Consider the following 17974-nt stretch of genomic DNA (forward strand, 5'->3'; position numbering starts at 1 on the left):
TATCGACCAAAAACACGGGGGTTACCAGGCGTTATGAGCTACTTAAATCGCGATGCGCGACGGGAAGTTATTGTACTGGCAGCCATGCGCGTAGCGCTTAGAGGCGGATTCAGCGCCATGACCGTGCGCCAGATTGCCGCCGAAGCCGGCGTCTCCGCCGGTCAACTGCACCACCATTTCACTTCAGCAGGCGAGCTGAAAGCCCATACCTTTGTACGTCTTATCCGTGAAATGCTGGACATGCCGCTGGTCGCTGACGACGCCACGTGGCGGGAACGCCTGTTTTCCATGGTGGGCAGCGACGACGGCAAGCTTGAGCCCTATATTCGTTTATGGCGCGAAGCGCAGCTGCTGGCCGACAGCGATAGCGATATCAAAGGCGCATATCTGCTGACGATGAGTATGTGGCATGAAGAGACGCTGAAAATTATTCAGCGCGGAACCGAAGCAGGTGAGTTTACGCCAAAAGACCATGCGGAAAGTATTGCCTGGCGGCTCATTGCGCTGGTATGTGGCCTGGATGGTATTTACGCGCTGGGTATGGAGGAAATAGATGACGCCACCTTTAACCGGCATATCAATTATTTTATTTCGATGGAACTGTTCTGACCCAGGTTACACTTTGTAACAAATAATCCCCCTCTATTCTCCGCGCGTCGACTGCCGACGCGTTTTTCTTATCTATTCTTCATTCATTACAACAAACACATCGTTCGGCCCCATCTTTCATTCTTTTATATTAATTGACTGTTTTACATCTTTATTCTTTTTGACTGGTTAATGTTCATTCGAGGGCAATATGCTGAGCAAAAATGAGAAAAAGAATCATTATCTTTTAAGCGAGTGGAAACCTGAAAACGCGGCATTCTGGGAAAATAAGGGAAAGAAAATAGCCCGCAGAAATCTTTGCATTTCCGTAGCTTGTCTGCTACTCGCCTTTTGCGTTTGGATGTTATTTAGCGCCGTCGCGGTCAACCTCAATAAAATCGGTTTTAATTTCACTACCGATCAACTCTTTTTATTAACCGCTCTGCCTTCGCTTTCCGGCGCGATATTACGCGTACCCTACTCCTTTATGGTACCCATATTTGGCGGGCGCTACTGGACGGTATTAAGTACGATTATTCTGGTGGTTCCCTGCATCTGGCTGGGAATTGCCGTGCAAAATACCGCTACCCCGTTTTGGGTATTTATCATTATTGCCTTACTGTGCGGTTTTGCCGGAGCGAACTTTGCTTCGAGCATGGGAAATATCAGTTTTTTCTTCCCCAAAGCCAAACAGGGTAGCGCACTGGGGATTAACGGTGGGCTCGGCAACCTCGGCGTCAGCGTGATGCAGATGATCGCGCCGGCGGTGATTTTTCTGCCCATCTTTGCTTTTCTCGGTGTTCATGGGGTGCCTCAGGAGGATGGATCTCTTCTCGCGCTTAGCAACGCCGCGCTCGTCTGGGTACCGCTGCTGGCGATCGCCACCTTCGCAGCCTGGGTGGGAATGAACGATATCGCCAGCTCGAAGGCCTCCATTCGCGAGCAGCTGCCGGTACTGAAGCGCCCGCATATGTGGCTGTTAAGCCTGCTCTACCTTGCCACCTTTGGCTCGTTTATCGGCTTCTCAGCCGGTTTTGCCATGCTGGCGAAAACGCAATTCCCCGACGTGAATATTCTGAAGCTGGCTTTCTTCGGGCCGTTTATCGGCGCGCTGGCGCGGTCATTTGGCGGCATTATTTCCGACCGTCTCGGCGGCGTGCGGGTCACGTTGATCAATTTTATCTTAATGGCGCTGTTCACCGGCCTGCTGTTCCTCACCCTGCCCGGCACCGGCTCCGGCAGCTTTCTCGCCTTTTACGTGGTGTTTATGGGACTGTTCCTTACCGCCGGTCTCGGCAGCGGTTCCACCTTCCAGATGATCGCCGTGATCTTCCGCCAGATAACTATCGACAGCGTGAAGAAGCGCGGCGGCAGCGATGAACAGGCTCAGCACGAAGCGGTGACCGACACCGCGGCGGCGCTCGGTTTTATCTCCGCAATCGGCGCCATTGGCGGCTTCTTTATCCCTAAAGCCTTCGGCACCTCGCTGGCGCTGACCGGCTCACCTGTCGGGGCAATGAAGGTCTTCTTTGTTTTCTACGTGGTTTGTGTGCTGGTGACCTGGCTGGTCTACGGCCGTCGTAAACCGGTAAAAAAATAACGACATCTTTGCCGGATGGCGGCTGAAGCCTTATCTGGCCTACAGGATAGTGCGGTCTTGTAAGGCCGGACATTATTGGAGCAGGAGAAATGTCATGAGTAAACTACTGGATCGCTTTCGCTACTTTAAACAAAAAGGCGAGAGCTTTGCCAACGGTCACGGCCAGGTATACAACACCAACCGCGACTGGGAAGACAGCTATCGGCAGCGCTGGCAGTTCGACAAAATCGTCCGCTCAACCCACGGCGTGAACTGTACGGGCTCATGCAGCTGGAAGATTTACGTCAAAAACGGTCTGGTCACCTGGGAAACCCAGCAAACAGACTACCCGCGAACCCGCCCGGATCTGCCCAACCACGAACCCCGCGGCTGCCCGCGCGGCGCGAGCTACTCCTGGTACCTTTACAGCGCCAACCGTCTGAAGTATCCGCTGGTGCGCAAGCGGCTGATTGCGCTGTGGCGCGAAGCGCTGGCTCAGCACGCCGATCCGGTGCAGGCGTGGGATAGCATTATGCAGGACCCGGTTAAAACCCTCAGCTACAAGCAGGTACGCGGCAAAGGCGGGTTTATCCGCTCAAGCTGGAAAGAGCTGAATCAGCTGATTGCCGCCGCCAACGTCTGGACCATCAAAAACTACGGGCCGGACCGGGTGGCGGGCTTTTCGCCGATCCCGGCGATGTCGATGGTCTCTTACGCCGCGGGTACCCGCTATCTGTCGCTGCTTGGCGGCACCTGTCTGAGCTTCTACGACTGGTACTGCGACCTTCCCCCCGCCTCGCCGATGACCTGGGGTGAGCAAACCGATGTCCCTGAATCCGCCGACTGGTATAACTCAAGCTATATCATCGCCTGGGGCTCAAACGTCCCACAGACCCGAACGCCGGACGCCCACTTTTTTACCGAAGTGCGCTATAAGGGCACCAAAACCATCGCGATTACTCCGGATTTTTCGGAAGTTGCCAAACTCAGCGATCAGTGGCTGGCGCCGAAACAGGGCACCGACAGCGCGCTGGCGATGGCAATGGGCCATGTGATCCTCAAAACGTTTCACCTTGATAATCCTAGCGACTATTTCCTCAACTACTGTCGCACCTATACCGATATGCCGATGCTGGTGATGCTTGAGCGCCGCGAGGAGGGTTTCTACGTTCCCGGCAGGATGGTCCGCGCCGCCGATCTGGTCGACGATTTGGGCGAAAGCAACAACCCGGAGTGGAAAACCGTCGCGTACAACAGCGCAGGTGAACTGGTGGCGCCAAACGGTTCGATTGGCTTCCGCTGGGGAGAGAAAGGCAAGTGGAACCTCGAACAGCAGGCCGCAGGGCAAGCGATTGAACTTAAGCTGTCGCTGCTGGATAGCCGTGACGACGTGGTGACGGTGGGCTTTCCCTACTTCGGCGGCAACGAAAACCCGCACTTTCGCAGCATCAAGCAGGATCCGGTGACGCTGCATCAGCTGCCGGTTAAGCAGCTCCCGCTGGCCAATGGCGAAACGGGACTGGTGGTCAGCGTTTATGATCTCATCCTCGCTAACTACGGGCTCGATCGCGGTTTAGACGACCCCAACGCCGCCAGGGACTTTGGCGAAATGAAAGCCTATACCCCGGCGTGGGCCGAACAGATCACCGGCGTCCCGCGCCAGCACATCGAGCAGATCGCCCGCGAGTTCGCCGATACCGCACATAAAACCCACGGACGGTCGATGATTATCCTCGGCGCCGGCGTCAACCACTGGTACCACATGGATATGAACTACCGTGGGATGATCAATATGCTGGTGTTCTGCGGCTGCGTCGGCCAGAGCGGCGGCGGCTGGTCGCACTATGTCGGCCAGGAGAAACTGCGTCCGCAAACCGGCTGGCTGCCGCTGGCGTTCGCGCTGGACTGGAATCGTCCGCCGCGCCAGATGAACAGCACCTCTTTTTTTTACAATCACGCCAGCCAGTGGCGCTATGAAAAGCTAACCGCCCGGGAGCTGCTGTCGCCGCTGGCGGACGCCAGCCAATTCAGCGGTCATCTGATCGATTTTAACGTTCGCGCCGAGCGCATGGGCTGGCTGCCTTCCGCGCCGCAGCTGGGGGTTAACCCACTGACCATCAAGGCGCAGGCCGCCGCAGCCGGACTGACCCCCGCCGACTACACCGCCCGGGCGCTGAAGTCCGGCGAGATCCGCTTCGCCTGCGAACAGCCGGATAACGGCAAAAACCATCCGCGTAATCTGTTTATCTGGCGCTCAAACCTGCTGGGCTCTTCCGGCAAGGGCCATGAGTATATGCTTAAATACCTGCTGGGGACCGACAGCGGTATTCAGGGCGAAGAGCTGGGGGCTACCGATGAGGTGAAGCCGGAAGAGGTGGAGTGGCAAACCGCGGCCATTGAGGGCAAACTCGACCTGCTGGTGACGCTCGACTTTCGCATGTCCAGCACCTGTCTGTTCTCCGATATCGTTCTGCCAACCGCCACCTGGTACGAAAAAGACGATATGAACACCTCGGATATGCATCCCTTTATTCACCCGCTCTCCGCCGCCGTTGACCCGGCGTGGGAGGCGAAAAGCGACTGGGAAATTTACAAAGATATCGCCAGAACCTTCTCTGAAGTCTGCGTCGGCCACCTCGATAAAGAGACCGACGTGGTGCTGGTGCCACTGCAGCATGACTCCCCGGCGGAACTCTCTCAGCCCTTTGACGTGCTGGACTGGCGGAAAGGCGAATGCGAGCTGACGCCGGGTAAAACCGCGCCGTCGATTGCCGTGGTTGAGCGCGATTATCCGGCGACCTATGAGCGCTTTACCTCCCTCGGCCCGCTGCTCGACAAACTCGGCAACGGAGGTAAAGGCATCACCTGGAACACCCAGAACGAGGTCGATTTCCTCGGCAAGCTCAACTACGTCAAGCTGGATGGCCCGGCTAAAGGCCGCCCGCGCATCGACACCGCCATCGACGCCTCGGAAGTGATCCTCGCCCTCGCCCCGGAAACCAATGGTCAGGTGGCGGTCAAAGCCTGGCAAGCGCTCGGCGAATTTACCGGCCGCGAGCACACGCACCTGGCGCTGAATAAAGAGGATGAAAAAATCCGCTTCCGCGACATTCAGGCCCAGCCGCGCAAAATTATCTCCAGCCCGACCTGGTCCGGCCTCGAGAGCGAGCATGTGTCGTACAACGCCGGCTATACCAACGTCCACGAGCTGATCCCCTGGCGCACCCTTTCCGGCCGCCAGCAGCTCTATCAGGATCACCCCTGGATGCGCGCCTTTGGCGAAAGCCTGGTGGTCTATCGTCCGCCCATTGACACCCGCAGCGTCAGCCAGATGAAAGCGATCCCGCCTAACGGCTTTCCTGAAAAAGCGCTCAACTTTCTGACGCCGCACCAGAAATGGGGCATTCACTCCACCTACAGCGAAAACCTGCTGATGCTAACTCTGTCGCGCGGCGGGCCGATCGTGTGGATCAGCGAAACCGATGCTCGCGAACTTGGGATTGAAGATAACGACTGGATCGAGGCCTTCAACGCCAACGGCGCGCTCACCGCTCGCGCGGTGGTCAGCCAGCGCGTACCGCCGGGGATGACCATGATGTACCACGCGCAGGAGCGTCTGATGAATATTCCGGGCTCGGAAGTCACCGGACGGCGCGGCGGGATCCATAACTCGGTGACCCGCGTGTGCCCGAAACCGACCCATATGATTGGCGGCTACGCCCAGCTGGCTTACGGTTTCAACTATTACGGAACCGTCGGCTCCAATCGCGATGAGTTCATCATGATCCGCAAAATGAAAAATATTGACTGGCTGGATGACGAAGGTCGCGACGGGATACAGGAGGCGAAAAAATGAAAATACGCTCACAGGTCGGCATGGTTCTCAATCTTGATAAATGCATCGGCTGCCACACCTGTTCCGTCACCTGTAAAAACGTCTGGACCGGACGTGAAGGAATGGAATACGCCTGGTTTAACAACGTCGAAACCAAACCGGGCATCGGTTATCCAAAAAACTGGGAAGACCAGGAGGTGTGGGAAGGCGGCTGGGTGCGCGACGTTAATGGTAAAATACGCCCACGTCTGGGCGGCAAAATGGGCGTCATCACCAAAATCTTCGCCAATCCGGTGATACCGCAAATCGACGATTATTATGAGCCTTTTACCTTTGATTATCAGCACCTGCACAACGCGCCGGAGGGGAAACATTTGCCCACCGCCCGTCCGCGTTCGCTTATCGACGGTAAGCGGATGGATAAAATCATCTGGGGGCCCAACTGGGAAGAGCTGCTCGGCGGCGAGTTTGAAAAGCGCGCCCGCGACCGTAACTTCGACAAGATTCAGAAGGAGATGTACGGCCAGTTTGAAAACACCTTCATGATGTATCTGCCGCGCCTGTGCGAGCACTGCCTGAATCCGAGCTGCGTCGCCACCTGCCCGAGCGGCGCCATCTACAAGCGTGAAGAAGACGGCATCGTGCTGATCGACCAGGATAAATGCCGCGGCTGGCGTCTGTGCATCAGCGGCTGCCCGTACAAAAAAATCTACTTCAACTGGAAAAGCGGTAAATCGGAAAAATGCATCTTCTGCTACCCGCGTATCGAATCCGGCCAGCCCACCGTCTGTTCGGAAACCTGCGTGGGGCGTATCCGCTATCTCGGCGTGTTGTTGTACGACGCCGATCGCATTGAAGAGGCCGCCAGCACCGAGCGCGAAACCGATCTCTATGAGCGGCAGTGTGAGGTGTTCCTCAATCCCCACGACCCGGCGGTGATTGAAGAAGCGCTGAAACAGGGGATTCCACAAAACGTGATTGATGCCGCCCAGCGCTCGCCGGTGTACAAAATGGCGATGGACTGGAAGCTGGCGCTGCCGCTGCATCCGGAATACCGCACCCTGCCAATGGTCTGGTACGTGCCGCCGCTGTCGCCGATTCAGTCCTACGCCGACGCCGGCGGCCTGCCGAAAAGCGACGGCGTGCTTCCGGCCATCGAAAGCCTGCGTATTCCGGTACAGTATCTCGCCAATATGCTCAGCGCGGGCGATACCGGCCCGGTGCTGCGCGCGCTGAAGCGCATGATGGCGATGCGTCATTACATGCGCTCGCAAACGGTGGAAGGCGTCACGGATACCCGCGCCATCGAGGAAGTGGGCTTAAGCGTTGAACAGGTCGAGGAGATGTACCGCTATCTGGCGATCGCCAACTATGAAGACCGTTTCGTGATCCCGACCAGCCACCGCGAAATGGCGCGCGACGCTTTCCCCGAGCGCAACGGCTGCGGCTTTACCTTTGGCGACGGCTGCCACGGCTCCGACACCAAATTCAACCTGTTCAACAGTAGCCGTATCGATGCCATCAACATCACCGAAGTACGCGATAAAGCGGAGGGGGAATAATGCAAATCCTCAAAGCGATCGGCCTGCTGATTGAGTACCCGGATGAGTTTCTTTGGCAGTGCAAGGAGGAGGTGCTGGCCATGGTGCGGCACGACGCCCCCATGCTCAACGACTTCGTCGCGGAAATGCTGAATGCTCCGCTGCTGGATAAGCAGGCCGAATGGTGCGAAGTGTTCGACCGGGGCCGCGCTACGTCGCTGCTGCTGTTTGAACACGTGCACGCCGAGTCCCGCGATCGCGGCCAGGCAATGGTCGATCTGCTCGCTCAGTATGAAAAAGCGGGTCTACAGCTAAACTGTCGCGAACTTCCAGACCATCTGCCGCTGTATCTGGAATACCTCAGCATCCTGCCGGAAAACGAAGCGCGTGAGGGGCTGCAAAACGTCGCGCCGATTCTGGCGCTGCTGGGCGGGCGGCTCAAGCAGCGCGAGGTAGCGTGGTACCCGCTGTTTGACGCCCTGCTGAGCCTCGCCGGGAGCCCCCTCTCAAGTGACAGCGTCACGCAGCAGGTTAACAAAGAGTCCCGTGATGATACCCGGCAGGCGCTGGATGCGGTCTGGGAAGAAGAGCAGGTGAAATTTATCGAAGATAACGCCACAACCTGTGACAGCTCACCGTTACAGCAATATCAACGACGCTTTAGCCAGCACGTGGCGCCGCAGTACGTCGACGTCAGTGCGGGAGGCCCGAAATGATACAGTACCTGAACGTCTTTTTTTACGACATCTACCCCTACATCTGCGCGACGGTCTTTTTTCTCGGCAGCTGGCTGCGCTATGACTACGGTCAGTACACCTGGCGCGCCTCCTCCAGCCAGATGCTCGATAAACGCGGGATGGTGATCTGGTCGAATCTTTTTCATATCGGCATACTCGGCATTTTCTTTGGCCATCTGTTCGGCATGTTAACGCCGCACTGGATGTATGCCTGGTTTTTACCGATTGCGGTCAAGCAGCAGATGGCGATGGTGCTCGGCGGCGTCTGCGGCGTCCTGACGCTGATCGGCGGCGCCGGTTTGCTCTGGCGTCGTTTGACCAACCAGCGCGTTCGCGCGACCTCGACCACCCCGGATATCATCATCATGAGCATTCTGTTGATTCAGTGCCTGCTCGGGCTGAGCACGATTCCTTTTTCGGCGCAGTATCCTGACGGCAGTGAAATGATGAAGCTGGTTGGCTGGGCGCAAGGCATCGTGACCTTCCGCGGCGGCTCGTCTGAAATGCTCAGCGGTGTCGCCTTTGTTTTCCGCGTACATCTGGTACTGGGAATGACGATTTTCCTGCTGTTCCCGTTCACCCGTCTGGTTCACGTCTGGAGCGCGCCGTTTGAATATTTCACCCGCCGCTACCAGGTGGTACGTTCAAGACGCTGAGTCTTATCCTCACCCCAACCCTCTCCCCGCAAGCGGGGAGAGGGAGAAAGGCAGCCTAAAACCCACTTTAAACGCTACACCAGGTTCCCGGTTATCGACGCGCTCGGCGGTATCTTCAGTAGACTTTCGCTTTTACCTTATGCCGAGTGCTTTTCTGAATTGTCAATTGTCCCCAATCCAATAAGGTATAGTAGCTTTGAGCTGATCGTCTGGCGAAAGAGCATCACAAACTTAGTTTATTGACTTTGATTTGTATAACCCGCATTGCAGCGAGAAGCATTATTGAAGAATCAACGAATCGCACTTCGAACACAGTAAACAATAGACACGCATTCGTTGGCGTAAAAACGAAAATTTCCGTGAGGAAAGATGAAGACACAGCGCAAATTCTACCGAATTGCCTTCGGAATAGTTGGTTTTTTATTACTCACTTATATTAGAGTGCAATTAGGTTACAATCCTCTCAACCCACTCCTTGCCGATTTATGTTTTTTAGCTGCGGGGTATGTTTTCATCTATTTTGTTATATTTTCACTGATTGAATCCGGTGTGGAAAAGATGGGCTCCTTCCATCAAAAATACAATAAAGACAACCTGCATAAACAACCTCTTAAGTGTTTCATGCAGCATCAATCGACAGTCGCTGGAGGATACAAACTGGTTTTTAACCTTGGGTATATTTTAATCACTTACCTGATATTAAAACAACACCTGTGAAATCTCCACAGCCTCGTATCGAAAAGAAACAATATATTCGTAGAACACAATGAAGGATTGCCAGACCATTACAAAATCAGCAGCTTGACGTTCGATTATACATGGCATTTATCTCCGCCTGACAGGCTCGCCCTAAGTGAAGCATTATGGGCACAAACAATTTCACAGAGTCAGGTTTCAATGATTCACTTAACCTGACTCTGTCACTTAAAATAGCTGTTTTTAACGCTTTCCCCGGCCCTACTTTCCGGCTTCGGGATGGGTATCAAACGCCGCCATCACTGCCGCCAGTTCCGCTTCGCTGAAGCCATATTTGGCATCATCCACGCCGAGGCCAAAACGCGTTTGCAGCGCTTCATACAGCGCCGGAACATCCGCTAAATCCCGCTTTTCGACCACATGGTTTTTATCCCAATGGGTAAAGTGGAAATTGGTCAGCGTCATCTTGCCGCCATCCGGTAAGTGGCGGCACATCAGCAGATGATGGCGGAAGTGCGACTGCGGCCAGTGCGCTGACCAGAAGTTGCCCATCACATAGTCGGAAGCGTACTGGCGACCTAAGTCAAAATGGTACATCGACTGCCAGTGGCCGTGATGGCTGAACTGCAGGGTCCACTCTTCCCCTTCGTAGATCAGGCGATACTCACCGTGCGGGGTCGCTTGTTCCACATCGGCCAGCAGCTTGATCGGCGCGGTCAGGGTCTGGCCGCCGAAACCAACGTCAGCAATCCAGCGTTCGCCCTCCACGTCCACCAGCAGCAGCCGATGGGTACGCGGCGGCATATGCGGCGGATTGGCCAGCACCACGCGGCCCAGAAGGCTGCGCACATTGAAACCAATTTCGCGCAGCGCTCTCTCCAGCAGGCCGTTTTGCTCGAAGCAGTAACCGCCGCGACGACCGTGAATCAGCTTATCTTCCAGGGTGCGATCGTCGAGATGTATCTCTCTTGGCAGCAGCACATCCAGATTTTCAAAGGGGATCGCGCCGTTATGGTGAATATGCAATTCGCGCAGGGTATTAAGTGAAACACCCGGGGTGCCCGTCCAGCCCAGACGAGAAAAATAGGCGCTTAAAAAGGGACTCATCAATGCCTCCAGCAATCGGTGTCCGACATTTATAGCCTGTTTTTCCCGCCTGACCAGCTATTTTGTGCGATCGCATTTATCCGCGCGTGCCTCGCTGCATCAGCGCCAGTGCGCTGAGCATCAGCCCGAGACCGGTAAGCAGCGTCAGCGACGCCATTGCCATTCCCTGCCCCGCCGAGCCCTGCTCAAACTGGCGCCAGATAAACACCGCGACGGTTTGCGTTCCTGCTGGCGCGAGCAGCAGCGAAGTTACCAGCTCGCGGGAGGCGACGGCGAACACCATCAGCATCGCCGCCAGCAGCGCCGGGAAGACCAGCGGCAGAACGATCAGACGCAGCGCCTGCAGGGCCGTCGCCCCATGTACCCTTGCCGCAGGCTCAAGATTATTGCCAAGCTGGCGCAGCGCGCTGCCGACGTAGCGTACCGGCCAGGGCAGCAGCAGACAACTGTAGGAGAGCAGCAGCATAAACCAGCTGTTGTAGGGGGAAAGCGGCCAGAACGGCTGATTCCACAACAGAATCAACCCGACGCCTACCACCACGCCCGGCAGCGCCGCCGGCAGCAGCGATAAGGCATCGACTATCGCGCTCCCCTTGATTTTTTGCACCACAACCAGCCAGGCGGCGAGCAGCCCCACCAGCCCAACAACCCCAGCCGAAGCCAGCGCCAGCGAAAGGCTGGTTGCCAGTGCCGACAGCGCATCGCCCTGCTGGGTAAACAGCGCGGCAAAATGGCGAAGAGTAACGTTGTCAGCGTGGATACCGCCCGACAGCGTGCTCATCAGGCTGGTCAGCACCATCGACGCGCCCGGCAGCACCACCGCCAACCCACCGACGCCCGCCATCACTAGCATCGCCGGAAGCGCCAGCCAGCCCAGCTCCGCCCCGCTATTCTCCCCCGGTTTACCGGTGACGCTGGTTACCTCTTTACCGCCAGTCAGCCGTTTTTGCAGCCACCAGGCCAGCAGCGCCACCGCGATCAGCAGCAGCGAAAGCAGCGATGCGCCGGGCAGATCGACAGGCCAGTCGGCAAGCTTTTTCTCAATGCCTACGGTCAGCATGACCAGCCCCGCCCGCGACCCGAGGGCCGCCGGAACGCCGTATTCCTCAATCGCCAGGGTAAACGCCAACAGCATCCCCGCCGCCAGCGCCGGCGAGAGCATCGGCAGCGTGATGTGCCAGAACGCCCGCCAGGCGCTGGCGCCGTGCACCCGGGCGACAATCGCCAACCGCTGACCGCTCGCCAGCAGGCTGCGCGAAACGGCAAAATAGACCACCGGGAAAATATTGAGCGTCATCACCAGCACAATCCCGGAACGGCTAAAAAGCAGATCGTTAAGATCCCAGCCGGTCAGCTGCTGCAGATAGCCGTTGCTTTGCAGCATCAGCATCCACGACAGCGCCGCGATGTAGGGCGGCGTCAGAAAGGGGATCAGAAAGAGCAGATCCCACAGTCGCGGCAGCGGGATAGTAAACAATCCGCGCACGACGCCCAGCGGTAGACCGATGACCACGCTCATCAGCGCCACGCCGCAGGCCACCCACAGGGTACCGCCGAGCATCGTAGGCAGCTGCGGGTCGGCAATCAGCGTTGACACGCAGCTAAACGCGCCGCTCAGCGAGCCGGCGCTAAACCGGGGAAAAATCGCCTGGAGGACGATAAAGAGCAGCGGCAACGCCACCAGCACCAGCAGTGCCGCCAGCGTGCCCGCTGAAATAAGTCTCTGTTTCACGATATATTCCTGGATACGATCTTACCCGGCTCGCGCTGCGCTTAGCCGGGCTACAGGGTCACAGCCGTCTGCGGTCCGGCAGCCCGGATAGGTGCGCAGCATCGCCTAGGGAAAATTTGCCGGGGGGCGCCATGCCCCTGCGTTACGTCTTCCCGGTGGCGCTGCGCTGACCGGGCTACAGGGTCACGGCCGTCTGCGGTCCGGCAGACCATATGCGTGCCAGCGCCGCCTCCGGGGAATGTGCCCGAACCAAATTTCGCAGCTTGGGGAAAAGTCGGTTTACTGGGCGAAAAGCGTATTAAAGCGGGAAAGCACCGCACTACGTTCGCTAGTGCCTTCGCCGGCGGTCGGCAGAATTTTCAGCTCGTTGAGCAGCGGGCGCTTCGCCGGAATATCGCTGCGGGCGGGCATAAGCCAGGCGTCGGCGACCAGCGCCTGGCCTTCCGGAGACAGCACATAATCAATAAAGGCCTTTGCATCGTCAGCATGCGGGCTGGTTTTGAGGATCATCATCGGCCGCGGCGCAATCACCGTGCCGCTGGCCGGGAAAATCACCTTTAGCGATTCGCCCTGATGGATATTGCCGTAAGAGACATAATCAACCGCGCCGAATACCGCCGCTTTCGCGCCCTGCATCACCGGCGTCACCGCCTGGGCATTCGGCCCGCTGACCACCATGCCATTCTTCTTCAAGTCTTTAAACAGCGCCCAGGCCTGGTCGCCCATGCCATTCTGTAACCCGATCAGCAAATCCAGCGATGCGCCGGAAAGCGCCGGGTCCGGCGTCGTCACTTTGTCTTTGAACGCCGCTTCGGTCAGGTCGCGCCACTCTTTCGGCTCCGGGGTGCCGCTATTGGTATTCCAGACGATCCCCAGCGCCGAAATCCCCTGGGCAACGTAATCGGCGGATTTCAGGTTCTCCGGTACCTTATCGGCGTTGCTGCTCTGATATGGCAGCAGCCAGCCGCGGTGATGCAAATCCTCCGCCGTATCCCACGAAGCGGAAATCAGCACATCCGCCTGCGGGTTGGCCTGCTCGGCCTCAAGACGCGCCATCACCTTACCGGTAGTAGCCTGGAAAATATTTACCTTCACCCCGGTTTTCTTCTCATAGCCGCTGGCAAGGCTTTTCGCCAGCGAGCCCGGCCCGGCGGTGTAGACGGTGAGCGCGTGGGCGCAGGAGATCGTGGTGGCGGACAGCATCATCGCGAGCGCAGCTCCTTTGGTAACGGTAATAACGGTTTTCATACGGATTCCCCTGAGGTTGAAGTCACGGCGCGAACGGCGGCAACGCAGCCCGCAGATAAATGAACAATCTTGTCGGCCAACAGTTCGGCTTCGCGACGGTCGTGGGTGACGTAGACGGCAGTGATGCCCAGCTGGCGCAGCAGGCGGCTCATTTCGACGCACAGCGACTCGCGTAGTTCGCTGTCGAGATTGGAGAGCGGCTCGTCGAACAGCAGCACGCGCGGTTCTGCGACAATGGCGCGGGCCAGGGCAACGCGCTGCTGCTGTCCGCCGGAAAGGCCCGACGGTTTACGCTCGGCGAAGCCGCTGAGACCGACCATTGCCAGCGCCTCCTCGACCCGTCGCTGTCGTTCCTTGTGCCCGATGCCGCGCATGCGCAGCGGGAAAGCCACGTTCTGCGCCGCCGTCATATGCGGCCACAGGGCGTAATCCTGGAAGACCATGCCGAGATCGCGCTGCTCCGGCGGCATACCCCAGCCGGCTTTCGCCACCAGCCGAGCGCCGAAGTGAATGCTGCCGCTGGCGGGTACGGTTAATCCGGCGAGCAGGCGCAGCAGCGTGCTTTTGCCGCAGCCAGAAGGCCCCAGCAGCGCCACGATGCTGCCCGCATCGATATGCAGATCGATCTGATTAAGGACGGTGTTGGCGCCGAAGGCGAAAGAAACGCCGTCAAGCTTAATGCTGGTAAGCGCGCGCATTTTCGCCCTCCCGTTGGGAAAGCGTGGCTCTGCCGGCGGTCAACATCCGCCGGCCCGCGCTCACCTGTGTCAAAGACAGGGGAGCTAACATATTGTTATCCTCTTTGGGACTTAGTGACGCCGACTATAGGGAGCCTTGATGACGTATTGATTACATTTTCATTGCGGATTAACGTGTTGTCTGGCATCAGACCCATTTACCAAGGAACGCATATGAGCCGTTTTCGCCACGTGGAACTCCAGTACGCCAGTCGCCTGCTCAACCATGGCCCAACGATTTTAATAACCAGCTACGACGCCCATACTCAGCGCCGCAACGTTATGGCCGCCGCATGGTCGATGCCGGTGGAGTTCGCCCCGCCGCGGCTGGCTATCGTGGTGGATAAAAGCGCCTGGACGCGGGAAATTATTGAGCGCAACGGCACGTTCGGCATCGTCGTCCCGGGCGTCGAGGCCGCCAGCTGGACCTACGCGGTCGGCAGCATCAGCGGACGCGATGAGGATAAATTTAACGCTTACGGTATTCCGGTGGTGCAAGGCCCGGAGCTGGGATTGCCGCTGATTGAAGAAAAGTGTCTGGCGTGGATGGAGTGCCGACTGCTGCCGGCAACGGCGGCTCAGGAGCAGTACGATACGCTGTTTGGCGAAGTGGTTTCCGCCGCCGCCGACGAACGCGCGTTTGTCACCGGACGCTGGCAGTTCGACGATGATAAGATCAATACCCTCCATCATCTCGGCACGGGCAACTTTGTCGCCAGCGGCCGCCACGTCCGCGCCAATACGCCAGAAGAGTAGCCCGGACAGATGCGCAGCATCGCCTTCGGGGCAATTCTTCACCACCCTGCTCGTCTCTCCCGGGGGCGGCGCGCAGCGCCTGCCCGGGCTACCGGGCCGCAGACCGCTGAGAACGCGTAGCCCAAACAGATGCGCAGCATCGCCTCCGGGAGGTGTACTAGCGTAGCAAACGCCGCCGGTCTTCGCTGGGAGTCAGGCCAAAAACCTTTTTATATAAAGTGGTAAAGTGATTACTATTGGCAAAGCCGCATAGATAAGCCACTTCGGTAATCGTCATATCGGTCTCGCGTAATTTTACGCGCGCCGAAACTAATCGTAGACGCTTTAAATAGTTATCCGGCGTCAATCCCGTCGCCTCTTTAATATGGCGAAAAGCGGTACGCGTGGTCAGATGGAATTTCTCCGCCAGCTGCTGCCAGTTATGATCTTCAAAACAGTGCTCCTGTAGCCAGGTCAGCAATTTATGCAGCTTATATTTAGTGGTGCTATATTCGGCTTCGGTTTCGGCATGCAGAATCGTCGTCACCAGCTGGAAAAACGCGGCTTCGCGCAGGGCAATATTTTGCCCCTGCCGCAGCTCGGCAGAAAATATCTTATCCACCAGTTCCTTGCAGATATGGCGGGTGTCCGGCGCCAGCCAACCGTAGCAGGACGCATTCTGCGCAGAGAAAGTCTGTAATAAAGTATCTAGAGGCTGTAAATAATGAAACCCTACCAACGGGTTAATCAGCACATTAATTAACTTAAGCGTCCCTAGCTCATCATAATAATGAACGTCACCTGGCTGAACGTAAAAAACGTCGCCCTGTTGAATATATAGTGGTCTGCCATTAATAACATGTAAACCGTGCCCTTCCTCAACGATCACCAGCTCAGCAAATTCATGACTATGTTCATGGCTATTATCTTCCGGATCGCTGGCGTACATGCCCAGCTTATCCTGCGGATGGGTGAAATAATACTCAACGGTCAACATCATCATCTATAAAGTCCAAAACGGCATACGGCGCAGAGGCAAGATAATGCATTTTCCCGACCGCCACGAGCAAGATTTTTGGAATTGTGATCGGCAACCCGCCCATCTCATTATCAGTGCCAATCTGGCAAATGCATTGGCATTGCCAGAGTGGTTGCCCCCGGGGCCGGCATCTTATGCTGCGGACAAATAAATACAGAGGACGCAGTATGTCACAGGCAATTCAGCATAATTCTCAGGTCTCGATGACCCGCCACCCGGATTTTCTACGCACCGCCGAGACGCTCCGGCCCGCGCTATGTCGCCAGGCGTACCCGCCGATCGCCGTGGTGGAAGCCCACGCCGACGCCACGGCACTGTTTGGCTGGCGCGCCGAACCGGTAAGTTCCCTGGCCGCGTTTTATCAGTGCGAGCTGAGCAGCGGCGATAGCGTCATTATTGATTTTGGCAGCCACTTTGTTGGCTACCTGCATTTTCTCTGTCAGAGCGTCGGGAGCCCGCCGGACGCTCCGGCCCATCTGCAGTTCACCTTCGGCGAAACGCTGAGCGAAGTGTGTGAGCCGTTCAGCGATTACCAGGGCTGGCTAAGCAGCAGCTGGCTGCAGCAGCAGGATCTGTGGCTTGATGTCCTGCCGGCCGAAGTTGATCTGCCGCGCCGCTACTGCTTCCGCTATCTGAAGGTGGAGGTCAAAGCCGTGTCGCGCAAGTTTCGTCTGCAGTTCAACCAGATTCAGGTGAATGCCGTTACCTCCGCCAGCGGCGCATGCCCGGCAGCGACAACCGCCGACCCGCAGCTCAAGGCCATCGACAGCGTTGCCGTTCTGACCCTGCAAAACTGCATGCAGGAGGTGTTTGAGGATGGCCCCAAACGCGACCGCCGCCTGTGGCTCGGCGATTTACGTTTGCAGGCGCTGGTGAACGATGTGACCTTCGCCCGTCACGATTTAGTACGCCGCTGCCTGTACCTTTTCGCCGGGCATACTCGTGAGGACGGTATGGTATCGGCCAACGTGTTCGTGCAGCCGGATGTCATTGCTGACGATACCTTTCTTTTTGATTATTCTCTGTTTTTTGTTGACGTTCTCTACAACTATCTGCAAAGCGCGGAGGATATTGCTACGGCCCGCGAGCTGTGGCCCACGGCCCGTCGTCAGATTGAACTGGCGCTGAAACGCTGCGACGCCTCCGGGGTTGTGCGCGATAGCGACGACTGGTGGGTGTTTATCGACTGGCAGGCATCGCTGAATAAACAGGCTGCAGCGCAGGGCGTGCTGATTTACTGCCTGCAGCGCGCCGTCTGGCTGGCGGAGCGTTTCGAACCTGAGCTGGCCGTCAGCTATCGCCAGCGTTTACAGCAGCTTAAAGCTGCGGCCCTCGATGTCTTATGGGACGAGCAGCAAGGCTTCTACATCAGCGGCGAGCAGCGGCAGGTCTCATGGGCATCGCAAATCTGGCTGGTACTGGCGGAAGTCGGTACTCCTCAGCAGCGCCGGGAGATCATGCATAATCTGGAGCAAAATCCCCCCGCGATCGCCATGAACACGCCATACCTGCGTCACCACTATATTGCCGCCCTTCTGCAGTGCGGGCTGCGCGACGACGCTATTGCGCAGATCAAAGCCTACTGGGGAGCAATGGTCGACTACGGTGCCGATACCTTCTGGGAAATCTTCGATCCGGCGCATCCTGATTTTTCCCCTTATGGCAGCAAACTGATAAACAGTTATTGCCATGCGTGGAGCTGCACCCCGGCCTGGTTTATTCGCCAGTACGGACTTTAACAACA

Annotated in this window: 14 protein-coding genes; 9 read left to right on the forward strand and 5 right to left on the reverse strand. The window is 57.3% G+C overall.

What is annotated here, in order from left to right; all coding sequences use genetic code 11:
• Positions 1–33: 33 nt before the first annotated feature.
• From ABLV11_RS02700 to ABLV11_RS02730, 7 genes are all read left to right on the forward strand, one after another.
• A complete protein-coding gene (locus tag ABLV11_RS02700) occupies positions 34–609 on the forward strand; it encodes a TetR family transcriptional regulator (protein WP_004101906.1) in 576 nt (191 codons plus the stop codon).
• A gap of 190 nt (positions 610–799) precedes the next feature.
• On the forward strand, positions 800–2188 hold the full coding sequence (locus ABLV11_RS02705; RefSeq protein ID WP_023329658.1) for a NarK family nitrate/nitrite MFS transporter: 1389 nt from the start codon (positions 800–802) through the stop codon (positions 2186–2188).
• 94 nt (positions 2189–2282) lie between these two features.
• Positions 2283–6023, forward strand: a complete 3741-nt coding sequence (locus tag ABLV11_RS02710; protein ID WP_348855162.1) for a nitrate reductase subunit alpha — start codon at positions 2283–2285, stop codon at positions 6021–6023.
• The gene (gene narH, locus ABLV11_RS02715) at positions 6020–7564 is read left to right on the forward strand and encodes a nitrate reductase subunit beta (protein ID WP_004101903.1); all 1545 of its coding nucleotides are present in this window, start codon (positions 6020–6022) and stop codon (positions 7562–7564) included. The genes ABLV11_RS02710 and narH overlap by 4 nt, the downstream gene beginning before the upstream one ends.
• On the forward strand, positions 7564–8259 hold the full coding sequence (gene narW / locus ABLV11_RS02720) for a nitrate reductase molybdenum cofactor assembly chaperone (RefSeq protein ID WP_348855163.1): 696 nt from the start codon (positions 7564–7566) through the stop codon (positions 8257–8259). The genes narH and narW overlap by 1 nt, the downstream gene beginning before the upstream one ends.
• The gene (gene narI, locus ABLV11_RS02725) at positions 8256–8936 is read left to right on the forward strand and encodes a respiratory nitrate reductase subunit gamma (protein WP_004101901.1); all 681 of its coding nucleotides are present in this window, start codon (positions 8256–8258) and stop codon (positions 8934–8936) included. The genes narW and narI overlap by 4 nt, the downstream gene beginning before the upstream one ends.
• A 369-nt stretch (positions 8937–9305) precedes the next feature.
• A complete protein-coding gene (locus ABLV11_RS02730) occupies positions 9306–9653 on the forward strand; it encodes a hypothetical protein (protein ID WP_004101900.1) in 348 nt (115 codons plus the stop codon).
• A 240-nt stretch (positions 9654–9893) separates the two neighbouring features.
• On the opposite strand, the gene nhoA is transcribed toward ABLV11_RS02730, so the two are convergent.
• From nhoA to ABLV11_RS02750, 4 genes are all read right to left on the reverse strand, one after another.
• Positions 9894–10739, reverse strand: a complete 846-nt coding sequence (gene nhoA, locus ABLV11_RS02735; RefSeq protein ID WP_004112839.1) for an N-hydroxyarylamine O-acetyltransferase — start codon at positions 10737–10739, stop codon at positions 9894–9896.
• A gap of 76 nt (positions 10740–10815) precedes the next feature.
• Positions 10816–12471 carry an iron ABC transporter permease gene (locus tag ABLV11_RS02740; RefSeq protein WP_348855164.1) on the reverse strand — a complete coding sequence of 552 codons (1656 nt, stop codon included), beginning with the start codon at positions 12469–12471 and terminating at the stop codon, positions 10816–10818.
• A gap of 279 nt (positions 12472–12750) precedes the next feature.
• Positions 12751–13719 (reverse strand): ABC transporter substrate-binding protein, encoded by a 969-nt coding sequence (locus ABLV11_RS02745; RefSeq protein WP_064344670.1) that lies wholly within the window; start codon positions 13717–13719, stop codon positions 12751–12753.
• Positions 13716–14417 carry an ABC transporter ATP-binding protein gene (locus ABLV11_RS02750; protein ID WP_134882723.1) on the reverse strand — a complete coding sequence of 234 codons (702 nt, stop codon included), beginning with the start codon at positions 14415–14417 and terminating at the stop codon, positions 13716–13718. Before ABLV11_RS02750 ends, ABLV11_RS02745 begins: the two co-directional genes overlap by 4 nt.
• Before the next feature lie 213 nt (positions 14418–14630).
• Between ABLV11_RS02750 and ABLV11_RS02755 the strand changes: the two genes are divergently transcribed.
• On the forward strand, positions 14631–15212 hold the full coding sequence (locus tag ABLV11_RS02755) for a flavin reductase family protein (RefSeq protein WP_004112829.1): 582 nt from the start codon (positions 14631–14633) through the stop codon (positions 15210–15212).
• Positions 15213–15369: 157 nt separating this feature from the next.
• Here ABLV11_RS02755 and ABLV11_RS02760 read toward each other — a convergent pair whose 3' ends face one another.
• The gene (locus tag ABLV11_RS02760) at positions 15370–16194 is read right to left on the reverse strand and encodes a helix-turn-helix domain-containing protein (RefSeq protein WP_004101892.1); all 825 of its coding nucleotides are present in this window, start codon (positions 16192–16194) and stop codon (positions 15370–15372) included.
• Positions 16195–16397: 203 nt separating this feature from the next.
• Between ABLV11_RS02760 and ABLV11_RS02765 the strand changes: the two genes are divergently transcribed.
• The gene (locus ABLV11_RS02765; protein WP_265784628.1) at positions 16398–17969 is read left to right on the forward strand and encodes a sugar hydrolase; all 1572 of its coding nucleotides are present in this window, start codon (positions 16398–16400) and stop codon (positions 17967–17969) included.
• The last annotated feature ends 5 nt before the right edge of the window (positions 17970–17974 follow it).

Origin of the sequence: Klebsiella sp. GW_Kp181 (genome assembly GCF_040062315.1) — a bacterium.
Classification (GTDB): domain Bacteria; phylum Pseudomonadota; class Gammaproteobacteria; order Enterobacterales; family Enterobacteriaceae; genus Klebsiella; species Klebsiella oxytoca.